Here is a 22,896-nt window from a genome sequence, read left to right as displayed (position 1 = left end):
AAATGGCAAGAACGGTGATTGTCAGCAGTGCCAGAACACCCTTTGGGAAATTTGGCGGGGGCTTGAAGACGCTGACTGCAATGGAACTTGGGGGAAAGGCGATAAAAGAAGCCTTGAAACGCAGTGGAACAGCGCCTGAACGGGTCGATGAACTCCTAATGGGAATGGTGCTCCAAGGCGGGCAAGGACAAATTCCATCGCGTCAAGCAGCGCGTCATGCAGGGCTTCCATGGTCTGTTAGAACGGAAACGATCAATAAAGTCTGTGCTTCGGGCCTCAGAAGTGTAACCATTGGCGACCAAATCATTCGGGCGGGTGATGCTGAAGTCATTGTAGGCGGCGGCATGGAATCTATGAGCAAGGCACCTTATTTTATGCCAAAGGCAAGGTGGGGCAACAAAATGGGCGATACACCGCTTGTTGATTTAATGATACATGATGGTCTGACGTGTACATTTAATCATATTCATATGGGTGTCTATGGCAGTGATACAGCCAAGAATTACGGCATATCGAGAGAAGCGCAGGACGAATGGTCACTTCGCAGTCACCGGCGGGCAGGAGCTGCCATTGATCAAGGTAAATTTGCTGAAGAAATTGTTGCTGTTGACATTCCGCAGCGTAACGACGGCTCCATTACGATTGACACAGATGAATCCGTGCGCAGAAATACCACACTCGATAAGCTTGCAGCCCTCAAACCGGCCTTTAGCCCGGATGGAACAATCACTGCGGGTAATGCCCCAGGTGTTAATGATGGTGCCTGTGCCCTAGTGCTAATGGAAGAAAGCGCAGCGGAAAAAGCAGGCAAAGCACCACTCGCCTCAATTATTGCCCATACGGCTATAGGCGTCGAAGCCAAAGACTTTCCAGAAACACCTGGCCTTGTTATTAAAGAGCTGCTAAAAAAGGCAGACAAAAAAGTGGAGGACATTGACCTTTTCGAAATCAATGAGGCCTTTGCAGCTGTGGCACTTACCAGCAAGAAGCTAGCCGGCATTGATCCTGAGAAGATTAATGTTAACGGGGGGGCTGTGGCGCTTGGTCACCCGATTGGCGCCAGTGGAGCACGGATTTTGATGACGCTCATTTATGAATTAAAGCGCCGGGGCGGAGGCCTTGGCATTGCCTCAATCTGCAGCGGCGGCGGCCAAGGTGACGCGATTTTAGTTGAAGTATAAAATGTCGAAAATGCGAGTGAAATAGGGGAGGAGAATCTGTATGACAATAAATAAAGTGATGGTGATCGGAGCCGGACAAATGGGTGCCGGCATTGCTCAGGTGTTCGCTGTTTCAGGCTATGATGTGCTCTTGCATGACGCAAACGATGAGGCGCTTGACCGGGGAATTAAAGGGATTGAAAGGCGTTTGGCCCGTGATGTTGATAAGGGACGCATGACTGAAGATGAAAAAAATGCTTCAACTCTAAAGATAAAAAAGTCAACAAAGTTAGATGATGCCGGAGCTGCTGACTTAGTTATTGAAGCGGTGATCGAAAATATGGATGTGAAAACAAGTATCTTCCGTGAGCTTGATAAAATAGCACCGGAGCACGCTATTCTCGCGTCTAATACATCATCATTGCCAATTACCGAAATTGCGGCGGTTACGAATCGTCCGGAAAAAGTGATCGGCATGCACTTTATGAATCCGGTTCCGGTTATGAAGCTTGTTGAAGTCATTAGAGGTCTGGCGACTGCAGACGACGTTTTTGAGACGGTCAAAGAGACAGCGGAGTCGCTTAAGAAGACGGCCGTAGAAGTCAATGATTTTCCGGGCTTTGTATCTAACAGGATCCTGATGCCGATGATAAATGAAGCTATCTATACCCTTTTCGAAGGTGTTGCCGAACCTGAAGCGATCGATGAAGTAATGAAGCTTGGCATGAATCATCCGATGGGACCACTGACTTTGGCTGATTTCATTGGATTGGATACATGCTTATATATCATGGAAACGCTGCATGAGGGTTTTGGGGACGACAAATATCGTCCATGTCCGTTGCTAAGAAAATATGTAAAAGCCGGATGGCTTGGCAAAAAGTCGGGCAGAGGCTTTTATCAATATAACTAGGGGGACGAGTGCTGCATGAACGTTCATTTTACAGAAGAACAAGACATGATGCGGCGAATGGTCCGGGACTTTGCCGAGAAGGAAATTGCGCCGGCTGTTGAAAAAATCGATCGGGAAGATGTCTTTCCATTAGAGATTATTAAGAAAATGGGCGGACTCGGATTGATGGGCATCCCAATTCCAGAAAGCTATGGCGGTTCTGGCATGGACTTTACGTCCTATGTCATCGCCATTCACGAGATAGCAAAAGTCAGTGCGACAGTCGGCGTGATTTTATCTGTCCACACGTCAGTCGGCACTAACCCGATTCTCTACTTTGGTACAGAAGAACAGAAACAAAAATACGTGCCGAAACTGGCATCGGGCGAATACATCGGCGCCTTCGGCTTGACTGAACCAGGTGCGGGCTCTGATGCGGCAAGCTTAAAAACGAGAGCTGTCAGAAAAGGCGGTCATTATGTGTTGAACGGCTCAAAAATATTTATTACAAACGGGGAAGCCGCAGACACTTTTATCGTCTTTGCGTCAACAGACACGAGCAAAGGCAAGGATGGCATTACCGCTTTTATTGTTGAGAAAGATACTGAAGGCTTTTCGGTCGGCAAATCAGAGAGAAAAATGGGGCTGCATGGCTCAAGCAGTGTGCCGTTGCAATTCGACGAAGCCAAAGTTCCGCTCGCAAACCGGCTGGGTGCGGAAGGCCAAGGCTTTAAAATTGCCATGGCTAATTTAAATAACGGCCGGATAGGCATTGCTGCCCAAGCGCTGGGCATTGCTGAAGGCGCTTTCAACCATGCCAGGCGCTATGCTAATGAACGGGTTCAATTTGGCAAGCCTATCGGGCTGCAGCAAGGTGTTGGGTTCAAGCTGGCTGATATGGCGACTAGTGTTGAGGCGTCAAAGCTATTAGTCTATCAGGCGGCTAACCTCGTTCAAAGCGGCAAGCCTTGCATTAAGGAAGCCTCGATGGCAAAGCTGTTCGCTTCCCGCACCGCCGTTAATACAGCAATCGAGGCAGTCCAGATCTTTGGGGGGTACGGCTATACAAAGGACTGCCCGGTTGAACGCTACTTTCGTGATGCGAAAATATGCGAAATTTATGAGGGAACAAGCGAGATCCAACATCTTGTTATCAGCAAACAGCTGATGAAGAATTAGAGATATAGAAACGTCGTTCATAGTGTTGATGAAAGCCCAAAGGCGGTAAAAAATCGTGCTTGAGGTCGTTCATAGGGTATAGATTCCAGAGATGGATTGATGGGGAGAAACAGAAACCGTACGGAGAGAGAATTAAAAAAGAGAAACCAAACTAGATGCGGAAGGAAGAATCACATGAATTTTCAACTGTCTGAAGAACATGCCATGCTAAGAAAAATGGTCCGTGATTTTGCAAAGAAAGAGGTCGAACCGACAGCAGCAGAGCGGGATGAGTCAGAACGATTTGACCGGGGTATTTTTAATAAAATGGCTGAGCTCGGTTTAACGGGCATTCCTTGGCCTGAGGAATACGGCGGCATCGGGGCTGACTATTTGAGCTATGTCATCGCAGTCGAAGAGCTTTCCCGAGTTTGTGCATCAACGGGTGTAACGCTGTCTGCCCATACGTCGCTTGCCGGTTGGCCGATTTATAAATTTGGTTCCGAGGAGCAAAAACAAAAGTTTCTGAGACCAATGGCGGAAGGCGAAAAGCTTGGTGCTTATGGCCTGACTGAACCAAGCTCAGGTTCTGATGCCGGCGCGATGAAAACAACTGCCAAGAAAGACGGCGATGATTACATTCTTAACGGTACGAAAATTTTTACAACAAATGGCGGCGAAGCGGAAATCTATGTTGTGTTTGCCCTGACAGATCCGGAGTCCAAACATAAAGGGACAAGCGCCTTCATTGTTGAAAAGGGAACACATGGGTTCTCATTCGGGAAAAAGGAAAAGAAACTCGGTATTCGCTCATCCCCGACGCTGGAATTGATTTTCGACAATTGCCGCGTGCCAAAAGAAAACCTTCTTGGAAAAGAAGGTGAAGGATTCAAAATTGCCATGATGACTTTAGACGGCGGCAGGAATGGCATTGCAGCTCAGGCAGTTGGCATAGCTCAGGGGGCGCTCGATGCAGCTGTCAGCTATGCAAAAGGCCGTGTCCAATTCGGTAAGCCGATCGGTGCGCAGCAAGGGATCGGGTTTAAGCTCGCGGATATGGCGACGAAAGTTGAAGCGGCCAGACTTTTAACTTATCAGGCGGCATGGCTAGAGGGTGAAGGCGAGCCATACGGCAAAGCTTCAGCGATGTCGAAGCTGTTTGCCGGTGATGCCGCCATGGAAGTGACAACTGAAGCTGTTCAGGTGTTTGGCGGTTACGGTTACACAAAAGATTATCCTGTTGAACGTTATATGCGTGATGCAAAAATTACACAAATCTATGAGGGCACAAATGAGATTCAAAGAATGGTCATTTCAAGATATTTAACAAAAGATTGAGGCTTTAAAAGGAGGGCTTTAGCATGCACCCCCTGGCAGAACGGATAGCAAAACAGGATATTAGAGCATTGGCAAGGGCGATCACTTATGTTGAAAGTGACCATGAAGAAAAGCTTGATTTGCTTCAGTCAATATACCCAATGACAGGGGGCGCGCATTATATCGGCATCACGGGTGCACCAGGTGCCGGCAAGAGCTCACTTGTGAATCGGCTCATCGACTTTTTAAGGAAAAAGGACCTTCTCGTAGGCGTTGCCGCAGTTGATCCGACAAGCCCATTTAGCGGGGGGGCAATACTTGGAGACCGTGTAAGGATGAGCCGCCATTTTACCGACCCGGGGGTCTTTATTCGAAGTATGGGCACACGCGGCAGTCTTGGCGGTCTCTCTCGTACGACGAAGGAGGCGGTTCGGCTGATGGATGCTTTTGGCTTCGATGTCATTCTCGTCGAAACGGTCGGAGTCGGACAATCAGAACTTGATATTATGAAAATCGCCGATACAACGGCGGTTGTTCTCAACCCCGGCAGCGGCGATGTCGTCCAGGTATTTAAGGCAGGGATCATGGAAATTGCTGATTTATTTATCATCAATAAGGCGGATCTGCCGGGTGTCGGGAAGTTGAATGGCCAGATTAACAGTTTGCTTGATTTAATCAAGCAGTCGAAGCCATGGCGCCCGCCGATTGTTCGGGTCACTGCTACGAAAAATGAAGGTCTGTCTGAATTATGGGACGCTGTGACCAGCCATCGTGACTTCTTAAGGCGAACGGGGGATAAAGAACAGCTTAGACTTGAGCGGTTCAAAAATGAGGTGCTGGAAATTGTCCATTATGAACTGATGACCAGATTAAGTGAACAAATAGAATCAGGTGAAGAGTGGTCAAGGGATAGGGCAGCGGCAGACCCGTATACAACAGCCAAGGCGATCATCGAGAGGCGGCTCCCTTCGATGAAGAACGGCGTAAAGGGGGGGATGAACGATGGATAAAAAGAGTGTTGAAACGTCCGTTAAAAATGAAGAGCTTATAAGAAAAAGACGTGACCAAATGGTTAAAGCCGCTGTAAAGCTTTTTACAGAAAAGGGTTTCCATAGGACAACAACGCGTGAAATTGCCAAAGCGTCAGGCTTCAGTATAGGGACGCTTTATGAATATATCCGGTCGAAGGATGACGTCTTGTATCTTGTCTGTGATGACATCTATCGTCAAGTTAACACGAGGATTAAAGAGAAGATTGATGTCAAAGGGGACGGTTTGGCATGCTTAAAGGACGCGATAGCGACTTACATCAAAATTGTTGATGAGATGCGAAGCGAAATGCTCGTTATGTACCAGGAGGCAAAATCATTATCCAAGGAATCACTGCCTTATGTCTTAAATAAAGAATTAGAAATGGCCGGTGTCTTTGAAGATATTTTAGGGCTATGTGTTCAGTCTGGACAGATTGGGCTTGCCGAACCGGAAGTTCGCTTTTTCGCCCAACACATCATCGTCCAATGCCAAATGTGGACTTTCAGACGGTGGGCGCTGCGCGGCTATACCTTAGAGGAGTTCACCCAAATGCAAATTAATGCCATTATGGGCGGCCTAACGTCTATTAATAAGGCGGAACTTTCGGTTTAGTTAATAAGAAAGTATAAACTTTCTGACGCACATAAGGGCACTGGCTAAAGACGTAACATCCTGTTACAACGCCAGTACTAGCACGCCTGTGCGTCGCAACTAAGCCTCTGGCTACGCCTATTAAAGGCTTGCCAATCGGCAAGTTTTCTTTAGAAAGGAGTAAAACAATGGCGGAAAAACTATATAAACCCAAAAATCATGTCCGGTTTGTGACAGCATCAAGTCTTTTCGACGGGCATGATGCTTCCATTAACATTATGAGAAGGATTCTGCAATCCGGTGGTGCCGAAGTCATTCATCTTGGGCATAACCGGTCGGTGGAAGAAGTCGTTCAAGCGGCGATCCAGGAGGATGTTCAGGGTATCGCTATTTCTTCTTATCAGGGCGGACACGTAGAATATTTTAAATACATGTACGATTTGCTTGAGGAAAGAGGCGCATCACACATTCGCCTCTATGGGGGCGGCGGCGGTGTCATCATCCCAAAAGAAATTAAGGAGCTCCACGATTATGGGATCGCGAGAATTTTTTCTCCTGATGATGGAAGAGATCTTGGCCTTCAAGGCATGATCAGTGTCATGCTCGAGGAATGTGATTTCCCGACTGTGACAGAGTTGCAGGATGATATTGAACGGGCAAAAAAAGGTGATTATCAGGCGATTGCCCGGCTTATTACTGTTGTGGAAGAGAGCCATCATGTCCCTGAAGAGGTTTCCGCAACACTTGAATCGGTTAAAGCGGCCGTTCAAAACACAGAAGAACACAGGGTGCCTGTTATTGGTATAACCGGAACAGGCGGCGCGGGTAAAAGTTCATTAACCGACGAATTGGTCCGTCGTTTTATCAATCAGTACCCGGATAAGTTGCTCGCGATCCTCTCTGTTGACCCCACAAAGCAAAAAACCGGCGGGGCGCTGCTAGGTGACCGAATCAGAATGAATGCCATTCATCATCCGAACATCTATATACGTTCCTTAGCAACAAGGAAATCAAAGACGGAACTGTCATTAGCTATTCGCGACTGTCTGCAAATTGTGAAGGCCGCGCCATTTGATTTGATCATCGTCGAAACGAGCGGGATTGGTCAAGGTAATGCTGAAATCACCGAGATTTCCAATGTAGCGATGTATGTTATGACAAGTGAATTCGGTGCACCATCACAGCTTGAGAAGATTGATATGATCGATTTCGCCGATCTCATTGTTATTAATAAATTTGACCGCAAAGGATCAGAGGATGCGCAAAGGGAAGTGCGCAAAGCCTACCAGCGCAGCCATATGCTGTTCGATGCACCGCTTGAAGAGATGCCTGTATACGGCACGATTGCCAGTCAATTCAACGATTATGGCACGAATAGGCTTTTTCATGCACTAATGGAAAAGGTCAATGAGAAGAGCGGCGCAATGCTTGATGTCCCTTCTACCGAAAGCCTTACCGTAAAAAGAGAGAATGTCGTCATCCCCGCCGATCGCATCCAATATATGAATGATATTGTGCGTACGGTTAGAGGCTACCATGATTTTGTAAAAGAACAAGTGACAACAGCCCGCCGCAGCTTCCAACTCCATGGCGCCATTGAAGCGCTTAAAGAGGATGAAGGAAATCAAGAAGAGATTCAACGCCTTGTGTCCTTAAAGGAAAAATGGCTTGATAAACTTCATCCCGAATCCAGGAAAATTTTGGCCGGCTGGGATGAACTGCGGAAGAAATATTCACAAAAGACATTCACATCGGTCGTTCGCGGTAAAGAGATCATAACTGAATTAACGACCCAGAGTCTTTCGGGACTTGATATTCCTAAAGTCGCATTGCCAAAATATGAAGACTGGGGCGAAATACTGAAATGGGTATTAAAAGAAAATGTTCCGGGCGCTTTCCCCTTTACCGCAGGTGTCTTTCCTTTCAAACGCAAAGGTGAAGATCCAAAAAGGCAGTTTGCCGGGGAAGGAACACCTGAACGAACCAACCGACGGTTCCATTACCTTTCAAAGGATGATGATGCGAAGCGCCTTAGCACAGCCTTTGATTCGGTGACGCTTTACGGTGAAGACCCTGACCGCCGGCCTGATATATATGGTAAAGTCGGGGAAAGCGGTGTCAGTATTTGTACACTCGATGATATGAAAAAGCTTTATGACGGTTTTGATCTCTGCAGTCCATCCACTTCAGTCTCTATGACGATTAATGGACCGGCACCGATCATCCTCGCCATGTTTATGAACACCGCGGTTGAACAGCAGCTTAAAATTTTTGAAGAAGAGAATGGGAGGAAGCCGAATGCCGAGGAAGCAACAGAGGTTAAAGACAAGACGCTCTCGACCGTCAGAGGCACCGTTCAGGCGGATATTTTAAAAGAGGACCAAGGCCAGAACACTTGTATCTTTTCAACGGAATTTGCTCTCAGGATGATGGGGGATATTCAGCAATACTTTATCGATCATCAAGTGAGGAATTATTATTCTGTCTCGATTTCCGGGTATCATATTGCTGAGGCGGGGGCCAATCCAATCTCGCAGCTTGCTTTTACACTAGCCAACGGCTTCACTTATGTCGAATATTATCTGAGCCGCGGTATGAACATTGATGATTTTGCGCCAAATCTATCCTTCTTTTTCTCCAATGGCCTTGATCCCGAATATACTGTGATCGGCCGCGTCGCGCGCCGCATTTGGGCGACGGTTATGAAGAATAAATACGGTGCGAATGAACGGAGTCAGAAGCTGAAATATCATGTTCAAACCTCTGGGCGTTCTTTACATGCCCAGGAAATTGACTTTAATGATATTCGTACGACACTTCAAGCGCTTTTAGCGATATATGATAACTGTAACTCGCTTCACACCAATTCTTACGATGAAGCGATCACAACGCCTTCAGAGGAATCGGTGCGCCGTGCGATGGCGATCCAAATGATCATTACAAAAGAATTTGGGTTGACCAAAAGTGAAAACGCATTACAAGGTTCCTTCATCACAGAAGAACTGACTGATCTTGTTGAAGAAGCCGTTCTCCGTGAATTTGAACGCTTGAATACCCGCGGCGGTGTGCTGGGATCCATGGAAGTTCAGTATCAGCGCGGCAAGATACAAGATGAATCAATGCTTTATGAAATGAAAAAGCATTCGGGTGAGCTGCCGATTATTGGCGTGAATACTTATTTGAATCCGAACAAGCAGGAGGAAGAGGAGTTCGATCTGCAACTTGCCAGAGCAACAAAAGAGGAAAAGGAGCAGCAGATCAAGCATCTCAAAGATTTCCATGGGATCCATGCTGATGAGACTATTGCTGCCATTTCCAAGCTAAAGGAGGCTGCTTTAAGCGGCGGCAACATATTCGAGGAGCTTATGGAAACGGTCAAATCTGCAAGCCTTGGCCAAATCACTCAGGCGCTATATGAGGTGGGCGGAAAATATCGTCGCAATATGTAGAATAAAACAGCTTGATTTTAAGAAGAAAACCGATTATTGTATTGAGAGGAACGGGGTAATCCGTTTCTCTTTACTAATTTAATACTGGCATAAATGATATTATTTTGTTTATACTGTTATAAGCTGATTTGTTGCTGATATGGCATTATTACTGATAAGGCATTAACAAATTTTAATAGATGTTAGCATACGGATGGAAAGGGTGTATATGTTGTGACTGCACAAGATTTGTCGGAAAAGAAACCGATGCTTGAGAAGGTTTTCGAGGCTTTACAAAGCAATAAACAGCCAAAAACATTTTATGAGCTGGCTGATCAAGTTTTCACAGAAGACATTACGGATGAGGAAAAAGCTGAAGAACTGGCGCGGTTATATACGAACATGAACATCGATGGCCGTTTCTTAAGCATTGGTGACAATTTTTGGGGCCTAAAGCGGTGGTATCCTATCGAACAGCGTGAGGAAGATGTTGCCGTAACACTCGCACCAAAGCGGAAGAAGAAGAAACAGGAAGACGATTTTGATGATTATGATGAGCTGGATGAAGACATTGATGAGCTTAACGATGATTTCGATGATCCTGAGGCTAGTGATGATTACGATTACGATGAAGATGATGCCTTTGACGAAGATGATGAAGATGTTGAGGAAATAGATGAGGAAGATGAAGACCTTGACGAGGAAGATGAAGATAAATAACAAGCACCCTTATCGCATATGATTTAATTTTGGGCTTGTCACTGGTCGGCATCTTTGGTAAAATCACTTTTGGGCTATTAAAATAAAGAACGTTTATAGCAAAAATTTTCACGAAGCAAAGGTGAAGCCCTCTCAGTATAGGGAGCGGTGTCACCTTTGCTTTTTTTAATTTGTATTAAAGCATTTGTTCATAATAAAACATGAAGGAGGATCATGGGCATGACAAAATATATTTTTGTTACCGGCGGTGTTGTATCGTCTTTAGGGAAAGGCATTACTGCGGCCTCTCTTGGCCGTTTGTTAAAAAATAGAGGGTTAAAGGTGACCATTCAAAAATTCGATCCTTATATTAACGTAGACCCGGGCACAATGAGCCCTTATCAGCACGGAGAGGTTTTTGTTACCGATGACGGTGCGGAAACAGATCTGGATTTGGGCCACTATGAACGTTTTATTGATATTAATTTGAGCAAATACAGCAATGTCACAACCGGTAAGATCTATTCAACCGTGATCAGCAAAGAGCGCCGCGGCGATTATCTGGGCGGAACGGTGCAGGTCATCCCCCATATCACTAATGAAATTAAAGAACGTGTTTTTAGAGCCGGGAAAGAAACCAGCGCTGATGTTGTTATTACTGAAATCGGCGGCACGGTCGGTGATATCGAAAGCCTGCCGTTTCTTGAGGCAATTCGCCAAATCAAGAGTGATGTCGGAATTGAGAACGTCATGTACATTCATTGCACCCTTGTGCCATATCTTAAAGCAGCGGGTGAGATGAAAACCAAGCCGACACAGCATAGTGTAAAAGAATTGCGCAGCCTGGGCATCCAGCCAAATGTGATTGTCGTCAGAACGGAAGTTCCAATTTCACAAGAGATGAAAAGCAAAATTGCTTTATTCTGTGACATCGATGAAAAAGCTGTGATCGAGGCTATGGACGCCGATACATTATATAAAGTGCCATTGGAGCTGCAGAGTCAGCACCTTGATGACATTGTGTGCAATCATTTACATCTTGAGTGCCCTGAAGCAGACATGACGGAATGGAAGCAGCTGGTTGATAAAGTCCTGCATCTCAAAGACAATGTAACCATTGGTCTTGTTGGGAAGTATGTTGAACTGCCGGATGCCTATATTTCCGTTGTCGAAGCCTTGAAACATGCGGGCTATGAATTTGATGCAGATGTCAAAATTAAGTGGATTAATGCTGAGCACATGGCGGAAAACAATGTGAAAGATGAACTTCATGATGTTGACGGGATTCTTGTTCCTGGGGGCTTTGGCGACCGTGGGATCGAAGGCAAGATTTTGGCGATTCGTTATGCGAGGGAAAATAAAGTGCCTTTCCTTGGCATTTGTCTTGGCATGCAGCTGGCATCGATTGAATTTGCCCGTAACGTTCTCGGTTATTCCGGAGCGAACTCGGCAGAAATCGATCCTGTAACACCTTATCCAATCATTGACTTGTTGCCTGAACAAAAGGATATTGAGGAATTGGGCGGCACATTGCGCTTAGGCTTATATCCTTGTAAATTGGAAGAGGACACTCATGCTTATAAAGCATACGAAGAACCGGTGATTTATGAGCGTCACCGCCACCGCTACGAATTCAATAATGAATTCCGGAAGGCGATGGAGGAAAAGGGATTTAAATTTTCAGGTGTCAGTCCTGATGGCCGCTTGGTAGAAATTATAGAAATCAAAGACCATCCTTGGTTTGTGGCTTCCCAATTTCATCCAGAGTTTAAATCAAGACCTACAAAGCCTGAACCATTATTCAGGAACTTTGTCGGTGCTGCTTTAAGTAAATAGATCATTAGGGGTTAGGTTGTTAAGGCGGGAAACGCTTTTATGTTAGAGGACTGAGATGGGGATTATGATATCACTCTGGAATAAATGGGAAGCCATTTTGAGGGGGTAAATTCCCTTCGATGTTATAATTCTCCTTAAATTTCGAAAATCCTTCAAATTTCCTAAGAAATTTACAAGATTCGTAAAAAATCTTGTTCGTCGAGGATCTCCATAATGGTTAAATAGAGAATATAGTAGGTATAAAGGGCTGCCACGGCGGATGGCTGCCCTATTTTTTTATGATCATTTAATGGTACAATAGGGCTATTTTTACCGTAGTTAAGATGAACATCGACGATATCCTTAAAAAGGCTCTCACCTTCAGCTTCACAACCTGAAATGCCTATTACTGTACAGCCTTTTTCCTTAAGTTGTTCAGTTAGAATCAGGGCATTGTGTGACTCGGCGGCATCCGTTGAAATAATGACACAATCCGCCACATCCACTTCAGCGGTATACCCCTCTTTAATCAGCAAATCAGTTTTTGGCAGCCGGTTTTTTCCTGAAACGGCCTCACCGGCAATGCCGTGGCTTATGCCGCATTCATGGACGTAAACTTTTCCCTCTGATATAAGTGTTTGAGCGATTAATCTTGCGCTATCTTCAATTTCCATTTCGTTGTTTGCTTGAATGGTATTGAAAACCCCAAGCAACTGGGTGGTGAAAATTTTTAACAAGTGGCTACCTCCTTATTTTTTCTCTAGATCAAAGTTTAACATAATTGACAATATAGGGCTTTCGACATTATTTATTAAAATTGTCCGCTCTTCGGCAGGATATTGCAATTTCTTTAACGAATAAACTTCCTTAACGAGTAAAATGTTAGTTAAGGTCAAAAAGGAACTATCTATCGATTGGCGAGCCTTTGGCGAAGACAGAGGCGCCGTTGCGACGCACAGGACGTGCTAGTACTGGCGTTGTAACAGGATGTTACGTCTTTAGCCAGTGCCCTTATGTGCGTAAGGAAGTTTATACTTTCTTATTAACCTAAAAATTCCTTTCGGGGACTTATTTATAATATAAAAGATAAATGTAAATGACTTGATTTGGTGAGGAGAGCTGGATAATGTCTAATAACAACCCAAGTAAAAGCACCAGTAAAATTCTAATTGTAGATGATCAGTTTGGTATAAGGATTTTATTAAACGAGATTTTTCAAAAGGAAGGTTATAGAACATACACCGCAGCAAATGGCGTGCAGGCTTTGGAAATTGTTGAAAAGCAGGCGCCGGCGCTCGTCATTCTTGATATGAAAATCCCTGGGATGGATGGATTGGAAATTTTAAAGCGTATTAAAATGAAAACGAAGGAAGTTAAAGTGATCATTATGACGGCATACGGAGAATTAGATATGATTCAGGAAGCTGTTGACCATGGTGCCATCACCCATTTTTCCAAGCCTTTTGATATCGATGATATTTTGGATGCAGTAAAAAAAGAATGCCCGCTGTAACAAGCTAGAATCCTGATGATTTGAGAAAGCGCTGTCAAAGAAAAATGCGGCAAATCAAGGCTTTGAAGGATATTTTCCTCCTCTAATATGGTATGCTATACTTGTTGTGATTTAGAAAAAGTAACCTCTTTAAAAAGGCGTTCATGCCTTTAAAATATTTTGGCAAGTATGACAAAGGAGGAATAACTTATGCCCTTAGTATCAATGAAGGACATGCTTGAAAAGGCAAAAGCAAACCAATATGCAGTTGGTCAATTTAATATTAACAACCTGGAGTTTACACAAGCTATTCTCCAAGCAGCAGAGGAAGAGAAGTCCCCAGTTATTTTAGGTGTGTCAGAAGGTGCTGCAAGATATATGGGCGGCTTTAAACTGACTGTTGCCATAGTTGAAGCGCTTATGGAGGAATATAATGTAACTGTTCCGGTTGCGATCCATCTTGATCATGGTTCATCTTTTGATAAATGCATGCAGGCGATCAATGCCGGCTTTACATCCGTGATGATCGATGCGTCACATGATCCGCTTGAAGAAAACATCGCATTAACGAAAAAGGTTGTCGATGCAGCGCATGCCGTTGGTGTATCTGTAGAAGCTGAGCTAGGACGCGTCGGCGGTCAAGAGGATGATCTGATCGTTGAGGATGCTGAAGCTGCCTACGCTATTCCTGCCGAATGTGACCGGCTTGTTAAAGAAACGGGCGTTGACTGTTTTGCTCCGGCATTGGGATCTGTTCACGGTCCATACAAAGGCGAACCAAATCTCGGTTTTGACCGTATGGAAGAAATCGATAATCTTGTAGGTGTACCGCTTGTATTACACGGTGGGACAGGAATTCCAACAAAGGATATCCAAAAAGCCATTTCTTTTGGACATGCCAAAATTAACGTCAATACGGAAAACCAAATCGCTTCATCCAAGGCCGTCCGCCAAGTGCTTGAAGAAAAACCGGAATTATATGATCCGAGGAAATATTTGGGGCCTGCCCGCGACGCCATCAAAGAAACTGTCATTGGCAAAATGCGTGAATTTGGGTCATCGGGTCAGGCGTAAACATACTTATTATGTAATAGAAAAAGGCATAAGACCGTCATGGCTGTTATTGTGACTGGTTTTATGTCTCTTTACATGGAATAAGCCGTTTTTTCACAAACTAATTTGGATAAGGCTTTAATTAGGAGGAAGGATACAATGAAATTTTTTATTGATACAGCGAATGTAAATGAAATTAAGGAAATTAATGAACTTGGTGTGTTAGCCGGGGTAACAACAAATCCGACCCTGGTGGCTAAGGAAAACGTTGATTTTCATGATCGATTGAAAGAAATTACCTCAATCGTATCAGGGCCAGTCAGTGCTGAAGTCGTATCGACGAAAGCCGAGGAAATGATTGAAGAAGGAAAACAGCTCGCAGCCTTGGCGCCAAATATTACCGTTAAAGTCCCGATGACTGAAGAAGGATTGAAGGCTGTTCATGCCTTTTCTAATCAGGGCATTAAGACGAACGTGACATTGATTTTTTCAGCGAATCAGGCCTTACTAGCTGCACGGGCCGGAGCAACATTTGTTTCCCCATTTGTCGGCCGTTTGGATGATATCGGTCAAGACGGTCTTCAGCTCGTAGCGCAAATTTCGGCATTGTTCGATATGTACGGCATTGATACCGAGATAATCGCCGCATCTATCCGCCATACCTTGCATGTCACACAAGCTGCAGAAAGCGGATCAGATATCGCCACCATTCCATTTAAAGTCTTCAAGCAAATGATGCAGCATCCGTTAACGGATAAAGGTTTAGATGCCTTTTTATCTGACTGGGAAAAGTATAAAAATAACCATTAGGAAGGTTATCGGGAAGAAGTGTCTCATTTACCTGAGGCACTTTTCTTTAGATTTTATGACATACCAGGGTTACATGATGCGTGCAAAAATGTTTATAATAAGAATATCGTGTCCAAGAACGTAAAAGAAATGGGTTGACCCTGGGGTAATAAAATCTTAAGGAATGACGCAGAAAAGGAGTTAATCATGGAGAAATTAATGATTGAAGGCGGTCATCGCCTTAAAGGTACCGTGCAGGTAAGCGGAGCGAAAAATAGTGCCGTAGCTCTAATACCGGCAGCAATACTAGCTGATTCCACTGTGACAATTGAACAACTTCCAAATATTTCCGATGTCCGGATTCTCTCTGAATTACTTAAGGAAATTGGCGGGGATGTTTCTTTTGAAAATAATACATTAACGGTTGATCCGTCTGAAATGATTGATATGCCGCTGCCAAATGGACGGGTGAAAAAGTTGCGTGCGTCTTATTACCTAATGGGGGCCATGCTTGGCCGTTTTAAACAAGCAGTTATTGGCCTGCCCGGCGGATGCAACCTTGGCCCGCGTCCGATTGATCAGCACATTAAGGGGTTCGAGGCCCTTGGAGCTAAGGTAACTAACGAACAAGGTGCGATTTATTTACGTGCAAAAGAACTCCGCGGTGCCCGAATTTATTTAGACGTAGTGAGCGTGGGTGCAACGATTAATATTATGCTGGCAGCAGTCAAAGCAAAGGGACGGACAATCATTGAGAATGCTGCGAAGGAACCTGAAATCATTGATGTTGCAACATTGCTATCTAGTATGGGCGCGAAAATCAAAGGAGCGGGAACAGATGTTATCCGGATTGAAGGTGTGGATACCCTGCATGGCTGCAGACATTCCATCATTCCGGACCGGATTGAAGCGGGAACATATATGGTTATCGCCGCAGCAATGGGTGACCGTGTTTTGATCGATAACGTCATTCCGCAGCATGTAGAATCTCTGACGGCTAAGTTAAGGGAAATGGGGATTACCATCGATACATACGATGAACAGATCGCTGTCTCCCGCCAGATTGGCTCATTTAAGAATGCCGATATTAAAACATTGGTTTACCCCGGGTTCCCAACCGACTTGCAGCAACCATTAACAAGCCTTCTGACACAGGCAAAAGGAACGAGCATTGTAACAGATACCATCTACGGATCACGCTTTAAGCATATAGACGAGCTGCGGCGGATGGGTGCAGAGGTAAAAGTTGAAGGCCGATCCTCAATTGTTTCCGGTCCGAACCGCCTGCAGGGTGCAAAGGTCAAAGCAACTGACCTGAGAGCGGGGGCATCCCTGGTTGCTGCCGGATTAATGGCAAACGGGATAACGGAAATTATGGGTCTTGAGCACATTGATAGGGGCTACAGTCAACTTGTGGAGAAATTGCAGGGCATTGGTGCCAAAATTTGGCGCGAGGACCTAGGTGTTGAAGAACGTGAAGATGCCAAAGTGGGCGATTAACAAAGTTTTATTTAGTTAATCAGAAAGTATAACTTTCTGACGCACATAAGTGCAACTACGCCTCTGTCTTCGCCTTTTAAAGGCTTGCCAATCGGCAAGTTTTCTTTAACAACAATTGTCGTGTAGAATAGGGTAAGGAAAAGCAGAGATATAGTGAAAGCGGGGAAATGCGAAATGGAAAGAAGTCTTTCGATGGAGTTGGTCAGAGTCACTGAAGCAGCAGCACTTGCTTCTGCAAGATGGATGGGCAGAGGCAAAAAGGAAGAAGCTGATGATGCAGCGACATCTGCCATGCGAAATGTTTTCGATACGGTGCCGATGAAAGGCACAGTTGTCATCGGTGAAGGTGAAATGGACGAAGCACCGATGCTCTATATTGGCGAAAAACTTGGTACAGGCTATGGCCCAAGGGTGGATGTTGCTGTCGATCCTTTAGAAGGAACAAATATTGTGGCTGCGGGTACTTGGAATGCTCTCGCTGTCCTTGCTGTTGCGGACCATGGCAACCTATTGCATGCACCGGACATGTATATGGATAAAATCGCTGTTGGCCCGGAATCGGTCGGGAAAATCGACATCGATGCACCGGTTATTGATAACCTGAAAGCGGTCGCAAAGGCAAAGAATAAGGATATTGAGGATCTTTGTGTCATCATCCTGAACCGCCGGCGCCATGAAAAAATCATCCACGAAGTCAGGGAAGCAGGAGCGCGGATTAAACTTATTCAAGACGGTGATGTTGCCGCAGCAATTCATACGGCTTTTGAGAACACCGGAGTGGATTTATTGTTAGGCTCAGGCGGCGCCCCCGAAGGTGTTTTGGCTGCCGTTGCACTTAAATGCCTTGGCGGAGAACTTCAAGGTCGTCTGCTTCCGCAAAACGATGAGGAACGGGAACGCTGCAAGAAAATGGGGATTGAGGATACAAACCAAGTCCTCTATATGGATGACCTTGTCAGCGGTGATGATGCGATTTTTGCCGCTACAGGTGTCACCGATGGCGAACTGCTCCAAGGTGTCCGTTTTGCCGGTATAAAAGGTACGACACAATCCGTTGTCATGAGGGCAAAGTCAGGAACAGTACGATTCATTAACGGCTCCCACAGCCTTAAGAAGAAACCTAATTTAGTTATACGTGAAGATTAAGAAAGGCGAAAGCGCCTTGGTCAGACCCGAAAAGCACTGGTCGACTAAAACGCCGCAGGGGGACTGAAGTGACTCGAGGGGCTAGGCGAAAGCTAGACAAAGCCTCACAACTTTTATACTTTCTTACCCTCAGGTGGAAAAAGGGCACTGACAAAAAGTCGGTGCCTTCTTGAAATTTATAGAGCATAGGCGTATAATAAGTCCCGCAAACAATCATGACTAAAGGCATTTGATTAAATTATAGTAATATGGTAAGAATAAGTAGTGAGTTCGAAGAGAGACAAGCCACGACCTCCACTTATCAAACAACGTTTTGACAAAGCGGCCTCTACGACCTAATTAGAAAAGATTCAAGTCCTTCATATTTTATTTAAAAAGAAGCAGAGGAAAATTAATGAAAGAAGATTAATATTAGGTATTTTGCTAAAAATTTTAGCGTTGCCTATTTATAATAAAATCCAGCAGTTCCTTAACTCCCTAATTTCTTCATTATTTAAAGCCCTTTCAAGGACAAATCAATCGAACATTATTTTAAGTTTTTTAAATTTATTGAAGTGTGGTGTCATAATGAGCGTTACATTAGCAGAATTGGAAAATATGAAACTTAAAGATCTATATGAGAAAGCACGCGCTTATAAAGTTTCGTATTACAGCAAGCTCACAAAACGCGAGCTCACCTTTGCGATTCTTAAAGCACAGGCTGAGCAAGATGGATTATCATTTATGGAAGGCGTTCTTGAGATCATTCCTACAGAAGGCTTTGGTTTCTTGAGACCGATTAACTATTCGCCAAGTTCCGAAGATATTTATATCTCAGCTTCTCAAATCAGACGTTTCGATCTTAGAAACGGTGATAAAGTATCGGGAAAGGTTCGACCGCCGAAAGAAAATGAACGGTATTACGGTCTCCTCCATGTTGAAGCCGTAAATGGCGAAGATCCCGATACGGCAAAAGACCGTGTTCACTTCCCGGCTTTAACGCCGCTCTATCCTGAAGTGAAAATGTCCCTTGAGACAAACGCCAAAAGCTTATCTTCACGAATAATTGATATGATTTCCCCTGTCGGTTACGGACAGAGGGGATTAATTGTCGCACCGCCAAAAGCGGGCAAAACAATCCTTTTAAAAGAAATTGCAAACAGCATAACAACCAATCATCCTGATGCGGAACTTATTGTCCTTCTAGTCGATGAACGTCCGGAAGAGGTAACAGATATCGAACGTTCCGTTAAAGGTGATGTCGTAAGCTCAACCTTCGATGAGGTGCCGGAGAACCACATTAAAGTCGCGGAACTCGTTCTAGAGCGGGCGATGAGATTAGTCGAACACAAAAAGGACGTCGTTATCCTTATGGACAGCATTACTCGGCTGGCTCGCGCCTATAACCTTGTAATTCCGCCGAGCGGAAGAACATTGTCAGGCGGGATCGACCCTGCGGCATTTCACCGGCCAAAGCGCTTTTTCGGTGCAGCCCGAAATATTGAAGAGGGCGGCAGTCTAACGATCCTTGCGACTGCTCTTATCGAGACAGGTTCCCGCATGGACGACGTGATCTACGAAGAATTTAAAGGTACCGGCAACATGGAACTTCACCTTGACCGCCGCCTTGCAGAACGGAGGATCTTCCCGGCCATTGATATCCGCCGTTCCGGTACGCGTAAAGAAGAAATGCTCATTGAGAAGGACCATCTTGAGACGTTATGGGCAATGCGCAAGACGATGGATGATTCGGCCGGTTTTGTTGAACATTTCTATAAGCGCTTGAAACAAACGAAGTCCAATGAGGAATTTTTCAAGCTATTTGAAAAGGAAAAAAGCGGCACATCAGCGAGTAGATAAAGCTGCTTGAAAAAATAAGATAAGCTTGTTATAATAAACGCTGTGTTACAAAACTCTGGTTTGAAATAAAATCAGGGCGAAAAGGAGATGAATGAATTGAAAACAGCAATCCATCCAGAATATAAAAAGGTATCTGTCAAATGTTCTTGTGGCAATGAATTTGAAACAGGTTCAATTAAAGAAGGGCCACTAAGCGTCGAAATTTGTTCCGAGTGCCACCCGTTCTACACTGGCCGTCAGAAATTTGCTGACAAAGGCGGACGTGTTGATCGCTTTAAGAAAAAATATAACCTTAAATAATTTAACAACAAAAGCACAGGCAAGCTTCCTTGCCTGTCTTTTTTATCGTTGAGGTAATTATAAAATGTCGACTTTTGGATATGAACGCCCGAAGCCGATAAAAAATTAGGTAAAATGTCTTTCATGAGGGCGATGAAAGACAAAAGGGAGCATAACAGTGAGTGAAATGTCTTTCATAAAGGCGATGAAAGACAAAAGGGAGCATAACAGTGAGTGAAATGTCTTTCATAAAGGCGATGAAGGACAAAAGGAAGCAAAACAGAGAGCGAAATGTCTTTCATAAAGGCGATGAAAGACAAAAGGGAGCAAAACAGAGAGCGAAATGTCTTTCATAAAGGCGATGAAAGACAAAAGGAAGCAAAACAGAGAGCGAAATGTCTTTCATAAAGGCGATGAAGGACAAAAGGGAGCAAAGCAGAGAGCGAAATGTCTTTCATAAAGGCGATGGAGGACAAAATGAAAAAAATTGTACTTGTACTCCTATTTATAGATAAAGTTACTAAATGTGGTATTTTTTTTGCTCTGTAATGAAATTTAAGATGGGTAAAATAAAAACCAATTTAGGCGGAAAATGCCTGCTGGATAGGCGTAATCGGCTGCTGACAAAACCACTCAGAAGCGAGGTATGCGCAAATTGCCGCAGGTGAACAAGACTGTCCAACAATTAATGATACATAGCATAGTAAGAAAGGATGCGTTGGCATGCAATTGACAAACCAGACAGGCTGGATTGAATGTATTTGCGGCAGCATGTTTTCCGGAAAATCAGAGGAGCTGATTCGCCGGGTCCGCAGTGCCAGCTTCGGCAAGCAGAAAATCCAAGTTTTTAAACCGGCCATTGACAACCGATATAGTGACGAAGCAGTTGTATCACACACAGGCAATGCTGTGAAAGCCTTATCTGTAAAAACATCAGATGAGATCTTGAATAGTGTTGAAGAGGATACACGGGTTGTTGCTATTGATGAAGTGCAGTTTTTTGATAATGGCATGGTTTCGGCTGCTCAAAACCTTGCGAATAAAGGCATCCGCGTCATTATAGCAGGGCTGGATATGGATTTTCGCGGTGAACCGTTTGAACCGGTGCCAAAGTTAATGGCTGTCAGTGAAAGCGTTACAAAGCTTAATGCGGTATGTGTTGTCTGCGGTTCTCCGGCGAGCCGGACACAGCGCCTGATTGAAGGGGAACCGGCATCATACAACGATCCTGTCATTCTTGTCGGCGCATCGGAATCTTATGAAGCAAGATGCCGTCATTGTCACGAAGTTCCAGAAAAGCCCGCCCATAAGGCAGGGGCCGATTCAGTGGGAAAAGTGACGAGTTAAATTTAACTTTTTTGAGCGGACGAAAAGCGAAAAGCTCTTATTCGTGCTTATATGGAAAAAATTTAACAAGTAAAACACCTCCGCAAGTGAAAAACTATGTCACAGGAGGTGTTTTTTGTGGCTTATACGAAACTGATTATTTCAGGTGTTATGCTGCTTATGACAGCTGCTGGATGCAGCGCGGGACCTCCTGAAAAGCACCAAAGTGCATCACCGTATCAAACTGGTGTCGAAACGAGGACGGTTCGCGATAGATATTTTGGTATGGGGCCTGTCACTAACTACACTCAAATCTCCAGTAATCGGGAGTCAGGCGCATCATATCTCGGGAACCAGACCGGTGAATTCCACAATACGAACCTGAAGCATCATAATCTTGGCCATGATCAAGATATGATGCGGTATACCGTTAATAATACGGCTGGTTTTAAGGCGCGGTCTATTTCGATTATCGGAAATAATGCCTTTGTCAATGCCACTTATACCGGCAACGATAAGGCTTACAAGCAAGCGGTTAACAACTTGAAGAATAAGCTTCAGGCCCAGATGGTGCGCTACGACATTAACCTCGATGTCAAAAACAAGTGAGGAAGGCAGTGCATGGATGAAAAATCTATGCACTGTTTTTATTTAGTTAATCAGAAAGTATAACTTTCTGACGCACATAAGTGCAACTACGCCTCTGTCTTCGCCAAAGGCTCGCCAATCGGCGAGTTTTCTTTATAGTATCAGAATTTATAAGTTGAGGCAGATTTATGTGTTGTCTTTTTTGGATTTGGGGTATATAAGAGTTATGGAGACAAATATTTTGCGACGTATATTTTTTGACCAACATCAACACTGGGAAAAATTTATTAACAAACATCATAGGAACCTTCGACCTATTGTGTTAAAAGAGGTGGAGAAGTTTAAGAACTGTGGGAATCCGAAAAATGGGTTCAAACTTTTTGTGTGCGAAGGTTGCCATGATGTGAAGCGAATTCCGTACCGATGTAAGGGAAGGTTTTGTACAACCTGCAGCAGTGGGGAAACGGAAGAATGGAGTCGATTGCTTCAGGAGGAAGTTTTTCAGGTCAATCATCGTCATGTTATTTTTACGATGGACGAAGGGCTGAGAGAGATTTTCCTAAAACACCGAGAGCTGTTGAAACCCTTAATGGACGAGGCTGTTCAAGTGATTCAAGATTGGTTTAAAAAGAAATTCAAGGTCACTCCTGGGGTAATTGCTGGGCTACATACGTTTGGCTCCCGTGTGAATTTTAACCCGCATGTGCATATGTTAGTGACGATGGGAGGCATGAAAAAGAACGGTGAATGGAAAAAATATGATTATATCCCTTTTGCCATGTTGCGAAAGCA

20 protein-coding genes are annotated in these 22,896 nt (G+C 44.6%); 19 read left to right on the top strand and 1 reads right to left on the bottom strand.

The genetic code is table 11. The features are described from left to right. The first annotated feature begins 2 nt into the window (after nt 1-2). The 9 genes from EV207_RS17465 (at nt 3) to EV207_RS17425 (ending at nt 12,113) form a co-directional block, all read left to right on the top strand. Nucleotides 3-1,181, top strand: a complete 1,179-nt coding sequence (locus tag EV207_RS17465; RefSeq protein ID WP_132747438.1) for an acetyl-CoA C-acetyltransferase — start codon at nt 3-5, stop codon at nt 1,179-1,181. 40 nt (nt 1,182-1,221) lie between these two features. Then, on the top strand, nt 1,222-2,073 hold the full coding sequence (locus EV207_RS17460) for a 3-hydroxybutyryl-CoA dehydrogenase (protein WP_132747437.1): 852 nt from the start codon (nt 1,222-1,224) through the stop codon (nt 2,071-2,073). Between the two features lie 15 nt (nt 2,074-2,088). Further along, nucleotides 2,089-3,231, top strand: coding sequence for an acyl-CoA dehydrogenase (locus EV207_RS17455; protein WP_132747436.1), 1,143 nt, complete (start codon nt 2,089-2,091; stop codon nt 3,229-3,231). Nucleotides 3,232-3,405: 174 nt separating this feature from the next. After that, nucleotides 3,406-4,548, top strand: a complete 1,143-nt coding sequence (locus EV207_RS17450; protein WP_132747435.1) for an acyl-CoA dehydrogenase — start codon at nt 3,406-3,408, stop codon at nt 4,546-4,548. Between the two features lie 23 nt (nt 4,549-4,571). Continuing rightward, complete coding sequence (gene meaB / locus EV207_RS17445) at nt 4,572-5,537, top strand: methylmalonyl Co-A mutase-associated GTPase MeaB (RefSeq protein WP_132747434.1); 966 nt, start codon at nt 4,572-4,574, stop codon at nt 5,535-5,537. Then, nucleotides 5,530-6,171, top strand: a complete 642-nt coding sequence (locus tag EV207_RS17440) for a TetR/AcrR family transcriptional regulator (RefSeq protein ID WP_132747433.1) — start codon at nt 5,530-5,532, stop codon at nt 6,169-6,171. Before meaB ends, EV207_RS17440 begins: the two co-directional genes overlap by 8 nt. 167 nt (nt 6,172-6,338) lie before the next feature. Beyond that, nucleotides 6,339-9,599, top strand: a complete 3,261-nt coding sequence (icmF, locus tag EV207_RS17435) for a fused isobutyryl-CoA mutase/GTPase IcmF (RefSeq protein ID WP_132747432.1) — start codon at nt 6,339-6,341, stop codon at nt 9,597-9,599. Between the two features lie 213 nt (nt 9,600-9,812). Continuing rightward, nucleotides 9,813-10,298: a DNA-directed RNA polymerase subunit delta gene (gene rpoE, locus EV207_RS17430; RefSeq protein WP_132747431.1), complete on the top strand. Its 486-nt coding sequence runs from the start codon at nt 9,813-9,815 to the stop codon at nt 10,296-10,298. Between the two features lie 219 nt (nt 10,299-10,517). Continuing rightward, the gene (locus EV207_RS17425) at nt 10,518-12,113 is read left to right on the top strand and encodes a CTP synthase (protein WP_132747430.1); all 1,596 of its coding nucleotides are present in this window, start codon (nt 10,518-10,520) and stop codon (nt 12,111-12,113) included. A 170-nt stretch (nt 12,114-12,283) separates the two neighbouring features. On the opposite strand, the gene EV207_RS17420 is transcribed toward EV207_RS17425, so the two are convergent. Then, on the bottom strand, nt 12,284-12,829 hold the full coding sequence (locus tag EV207_RS17420; RefSeq protein ID WP_132747429.1) for a DUF2529 family protein: 546 nt from the start codon (nt 12,827-12,829) through the stop codon (nt 12,284-12,286). 389 nt (nt 12,830-13,218) lie between these two features. Between EV207_RS17420 and EV207_RS17415 the strand changes: the two genes are divergently transcribed. The 10 genes from EV207_RS17415 to EV207_RS17365 all read left to right on the top strand — a co-directional run. Continuing rightward, nucleotides 13,219-13,605 carry a response regulator gene (locus EV207_RS17415; protein ID WP_132747428.1) on the top strand — a complete coding sequence of 129 codons (387 nt, stop codon included), beginning with the start codon at nt 13,219-13,221 and terminating at the stop codon, nt 13,603-13,605. A gap of 189 nt (nt 13,606-13,794) precedes the next feature. Beyond that, complete coding sequence (gene fba / locus EV207_RS17410; RefSeq protein WP_132747427.1) at nt 13,795-14,658, top strand: class II fructose-1,6-bisphosphate aldolase; 864 nt, start codon at nt 13,795-13,797, stop codon at nt 14,656-14,658. A gap of 138 nt (nt 14,659-14,796) precedes the next feature. Next, a complete protein-coding gene (gene fsa / locus EV207_RS17405) occupies nt 14,797-15,447 on the top strand; it encodes a fructose-6-phosphate aldolase (RefSeq protein ID WP_132747426.1) in 651 nt (216 codons plus the stop codon). Between the two features lie 186 nt (nt 15,448-15,633). Further along, a complete protein-coding gene (locus EV207_RS17400) occupies nt 15,634-16,926 on the top strand; it encodes a UDP-N-acetylglucosamine 1-carboxyvinyltransferase (protein WP_132747425.1) in 1,293 nt (430 codons plus the stop codon). A 174-nt stretch (nt 16,927-17,100) separates the two neighbouring features. Continuing rightward, nucleotides 17,101-18,072 carry a class II fructose-bisphosphatase gene (gene glpX / locus EV207_RS17395; protein WP_132747424.1) on the top strand — a complete coding sequence of 324 codons (972 nt, stop codon included), beginning with the start codon at nt 17,101-17,103 and terminating at the stop codon, nt 18,070-18,072. A gap of 567 nt (nt 18,073-18,639) precedes the next feature. Next, a complete protein-coding gene (rho, locus tag EV207_RS17390; RefSeq protein WP_132747423.1) occupies nt 18,640-19,911 on the top strand; it encodes a transcription termination factor Rho in 1,272 nt (423 codons plus the stop codon). Nucleotides 19,912-20,007: 96 nt separating this feature from the next. Then, nucleotides 20,008-20,211 (top strand): 50S ribosomal protein L31, encoded by a 204-nt coding sequence (gene rpmE / locus EV207_RS17385; protein WP_132747422.1) that lies wholly within the window; start codon nt 20,008-20,010, stop codon nt 20,209-20,211. A 702-nt stretch (nt 20,212-20,913) separates the two neighbouring features. After that, nucleotides 20,914-21,537: a thymidine kinase gene (locus tag EV207_RS17375; protein WP_132747421.1), complete on the top strand. Its 624-nt coding sequence runs from the start codon at nt 20,914-20,916 to the stop codon at nt 21,535-21,537. A 117-nt stretch (nt 21,538-21,654) separates the two neighbouring features. Then, on the top strand, nt 21,655-22,125 hold the full coding sequence (locus EV207_RS17370) for a hypothetical protein (protein WP_132747420.1): 471 nt from the start codon (nt 21,655-21,657) through the stop codon (nt 22,123-22,125). A gap of 205 nt (nt 22,126-22,330) precedes the next feature. Beyond that, on the top strand, nt 22,331-22,896 hold a 566-nt coding region (locus EV207_RS17365), incomplete at its 3' end, for an IS91 family transposase (RefSeq protein ID WP_243647127.1).

This window comes from Scopulibacillus darangshiensis, from assembly GCF_004341035.1.
GTDB lineage: Bacteria > Bacillota > Bacilli > Bacillales > Sporolactobacillaceae > Scopulibacillus > Scopulibacillus darangshiensis.
This window is presented reverse-complemented; position numbering and strand designations above follow the sequence as displayed.

Coding starts and splice junctions, on each gene's coding strand:
- fba (WP_132747427.1), top strand. CDS start 13,795: ATGCCCTTAGTATCAATGAAGGACATGCTTGAAAAGGCAAAAGCAAAC.
- icmF (WP_132747432.1), top strand. CDS start 6,339: ATGGCGGAAAAACTATATAAACCCAAAAATCATGTCCGGTTTGTGACA.
- EV207_RS17460 (WP_132747437.1), top strand. CDS start 1,222: ATGACAATAAATAAAGTGATGGTGATCGGAGCCGGACAAATGGGTGCC.
- EV207_RS17415 (WP_132747428.1), top strand. CDS start 13,219: ATGTCTAATAACAACCCAAGTAAAAGCACCAGTAAAATTCTAATTGTA.
- EV207_RS17440 (WP_132747433.1), top strand. CDS start 5,530: ATGGATAAAAAGAGTGTTGAAACGTCCGTTAAAAATGAAGAGCTTATA.
- EV207_RS17425 (WP_132747430.1), top strand. CDS start 10,518: ATGACAAAATATATTTTTGTTACCGGCGGTGTTGTATCGTCTTTAGGG.
- fsa (WP_132747426.1), top strand. CDS start 14,797: ATGAAATTTTTTATTGATACAGCGAATGTAAATGAAATTAAGGAAATT.
- EV207_RS17465 (WP_132747438.1), top strand. CDS start 3: ATGGCAAGAACGGTGATTGTCAGCAGTGCCAGAACACCCTTTGGGAAA.
- EV207_RS17400 (WP_132747425.1), top strand. CDS start 15,634: ATGGAGAAATTAATGATTGAAGGCGGTCATCGCCTTAAAGGTACCGTG.
- EV207_RS17450 (WP_132747435.1), top strand. CDS start 3,406: ATGAATTTTCAACTGTCTGAAGAACATGCCATGCTAAGAAAAATGGTC.
- EV207_RS17455 (WP_132747436.1), top strand. CDS start 2,089: ATGAACGTTCATTTTACAGAAGAACAAGACATGATGCGGCGAATGGTC.
- rho (WP_132747423.1), top strand. CDS start 18,640: ATGAGCGTTACATTAGCAGAATTGGAAAATATGAAACTTAAAGATCTA.
- meaB (WP_132747434.1), top strand. CDS start 4,572: ATGCACCCCCTGGCAGAACGGATAGCAAAACAGGATATTAGAGCATTG.
- glpX (WP_132747424.1), top strand. CDS start 17,101: ATGGAAAGAAGTCTTTCGATGGAGTTGGTCAGAGTCACTGAAGCAGCA.
- EV207_RS17375 (WP_132747421.1), top strand. CDS start 20,914: ATGCAATTGACAAACCAGACAGGCTGGATTGAATGTATTTGCGGCAGC.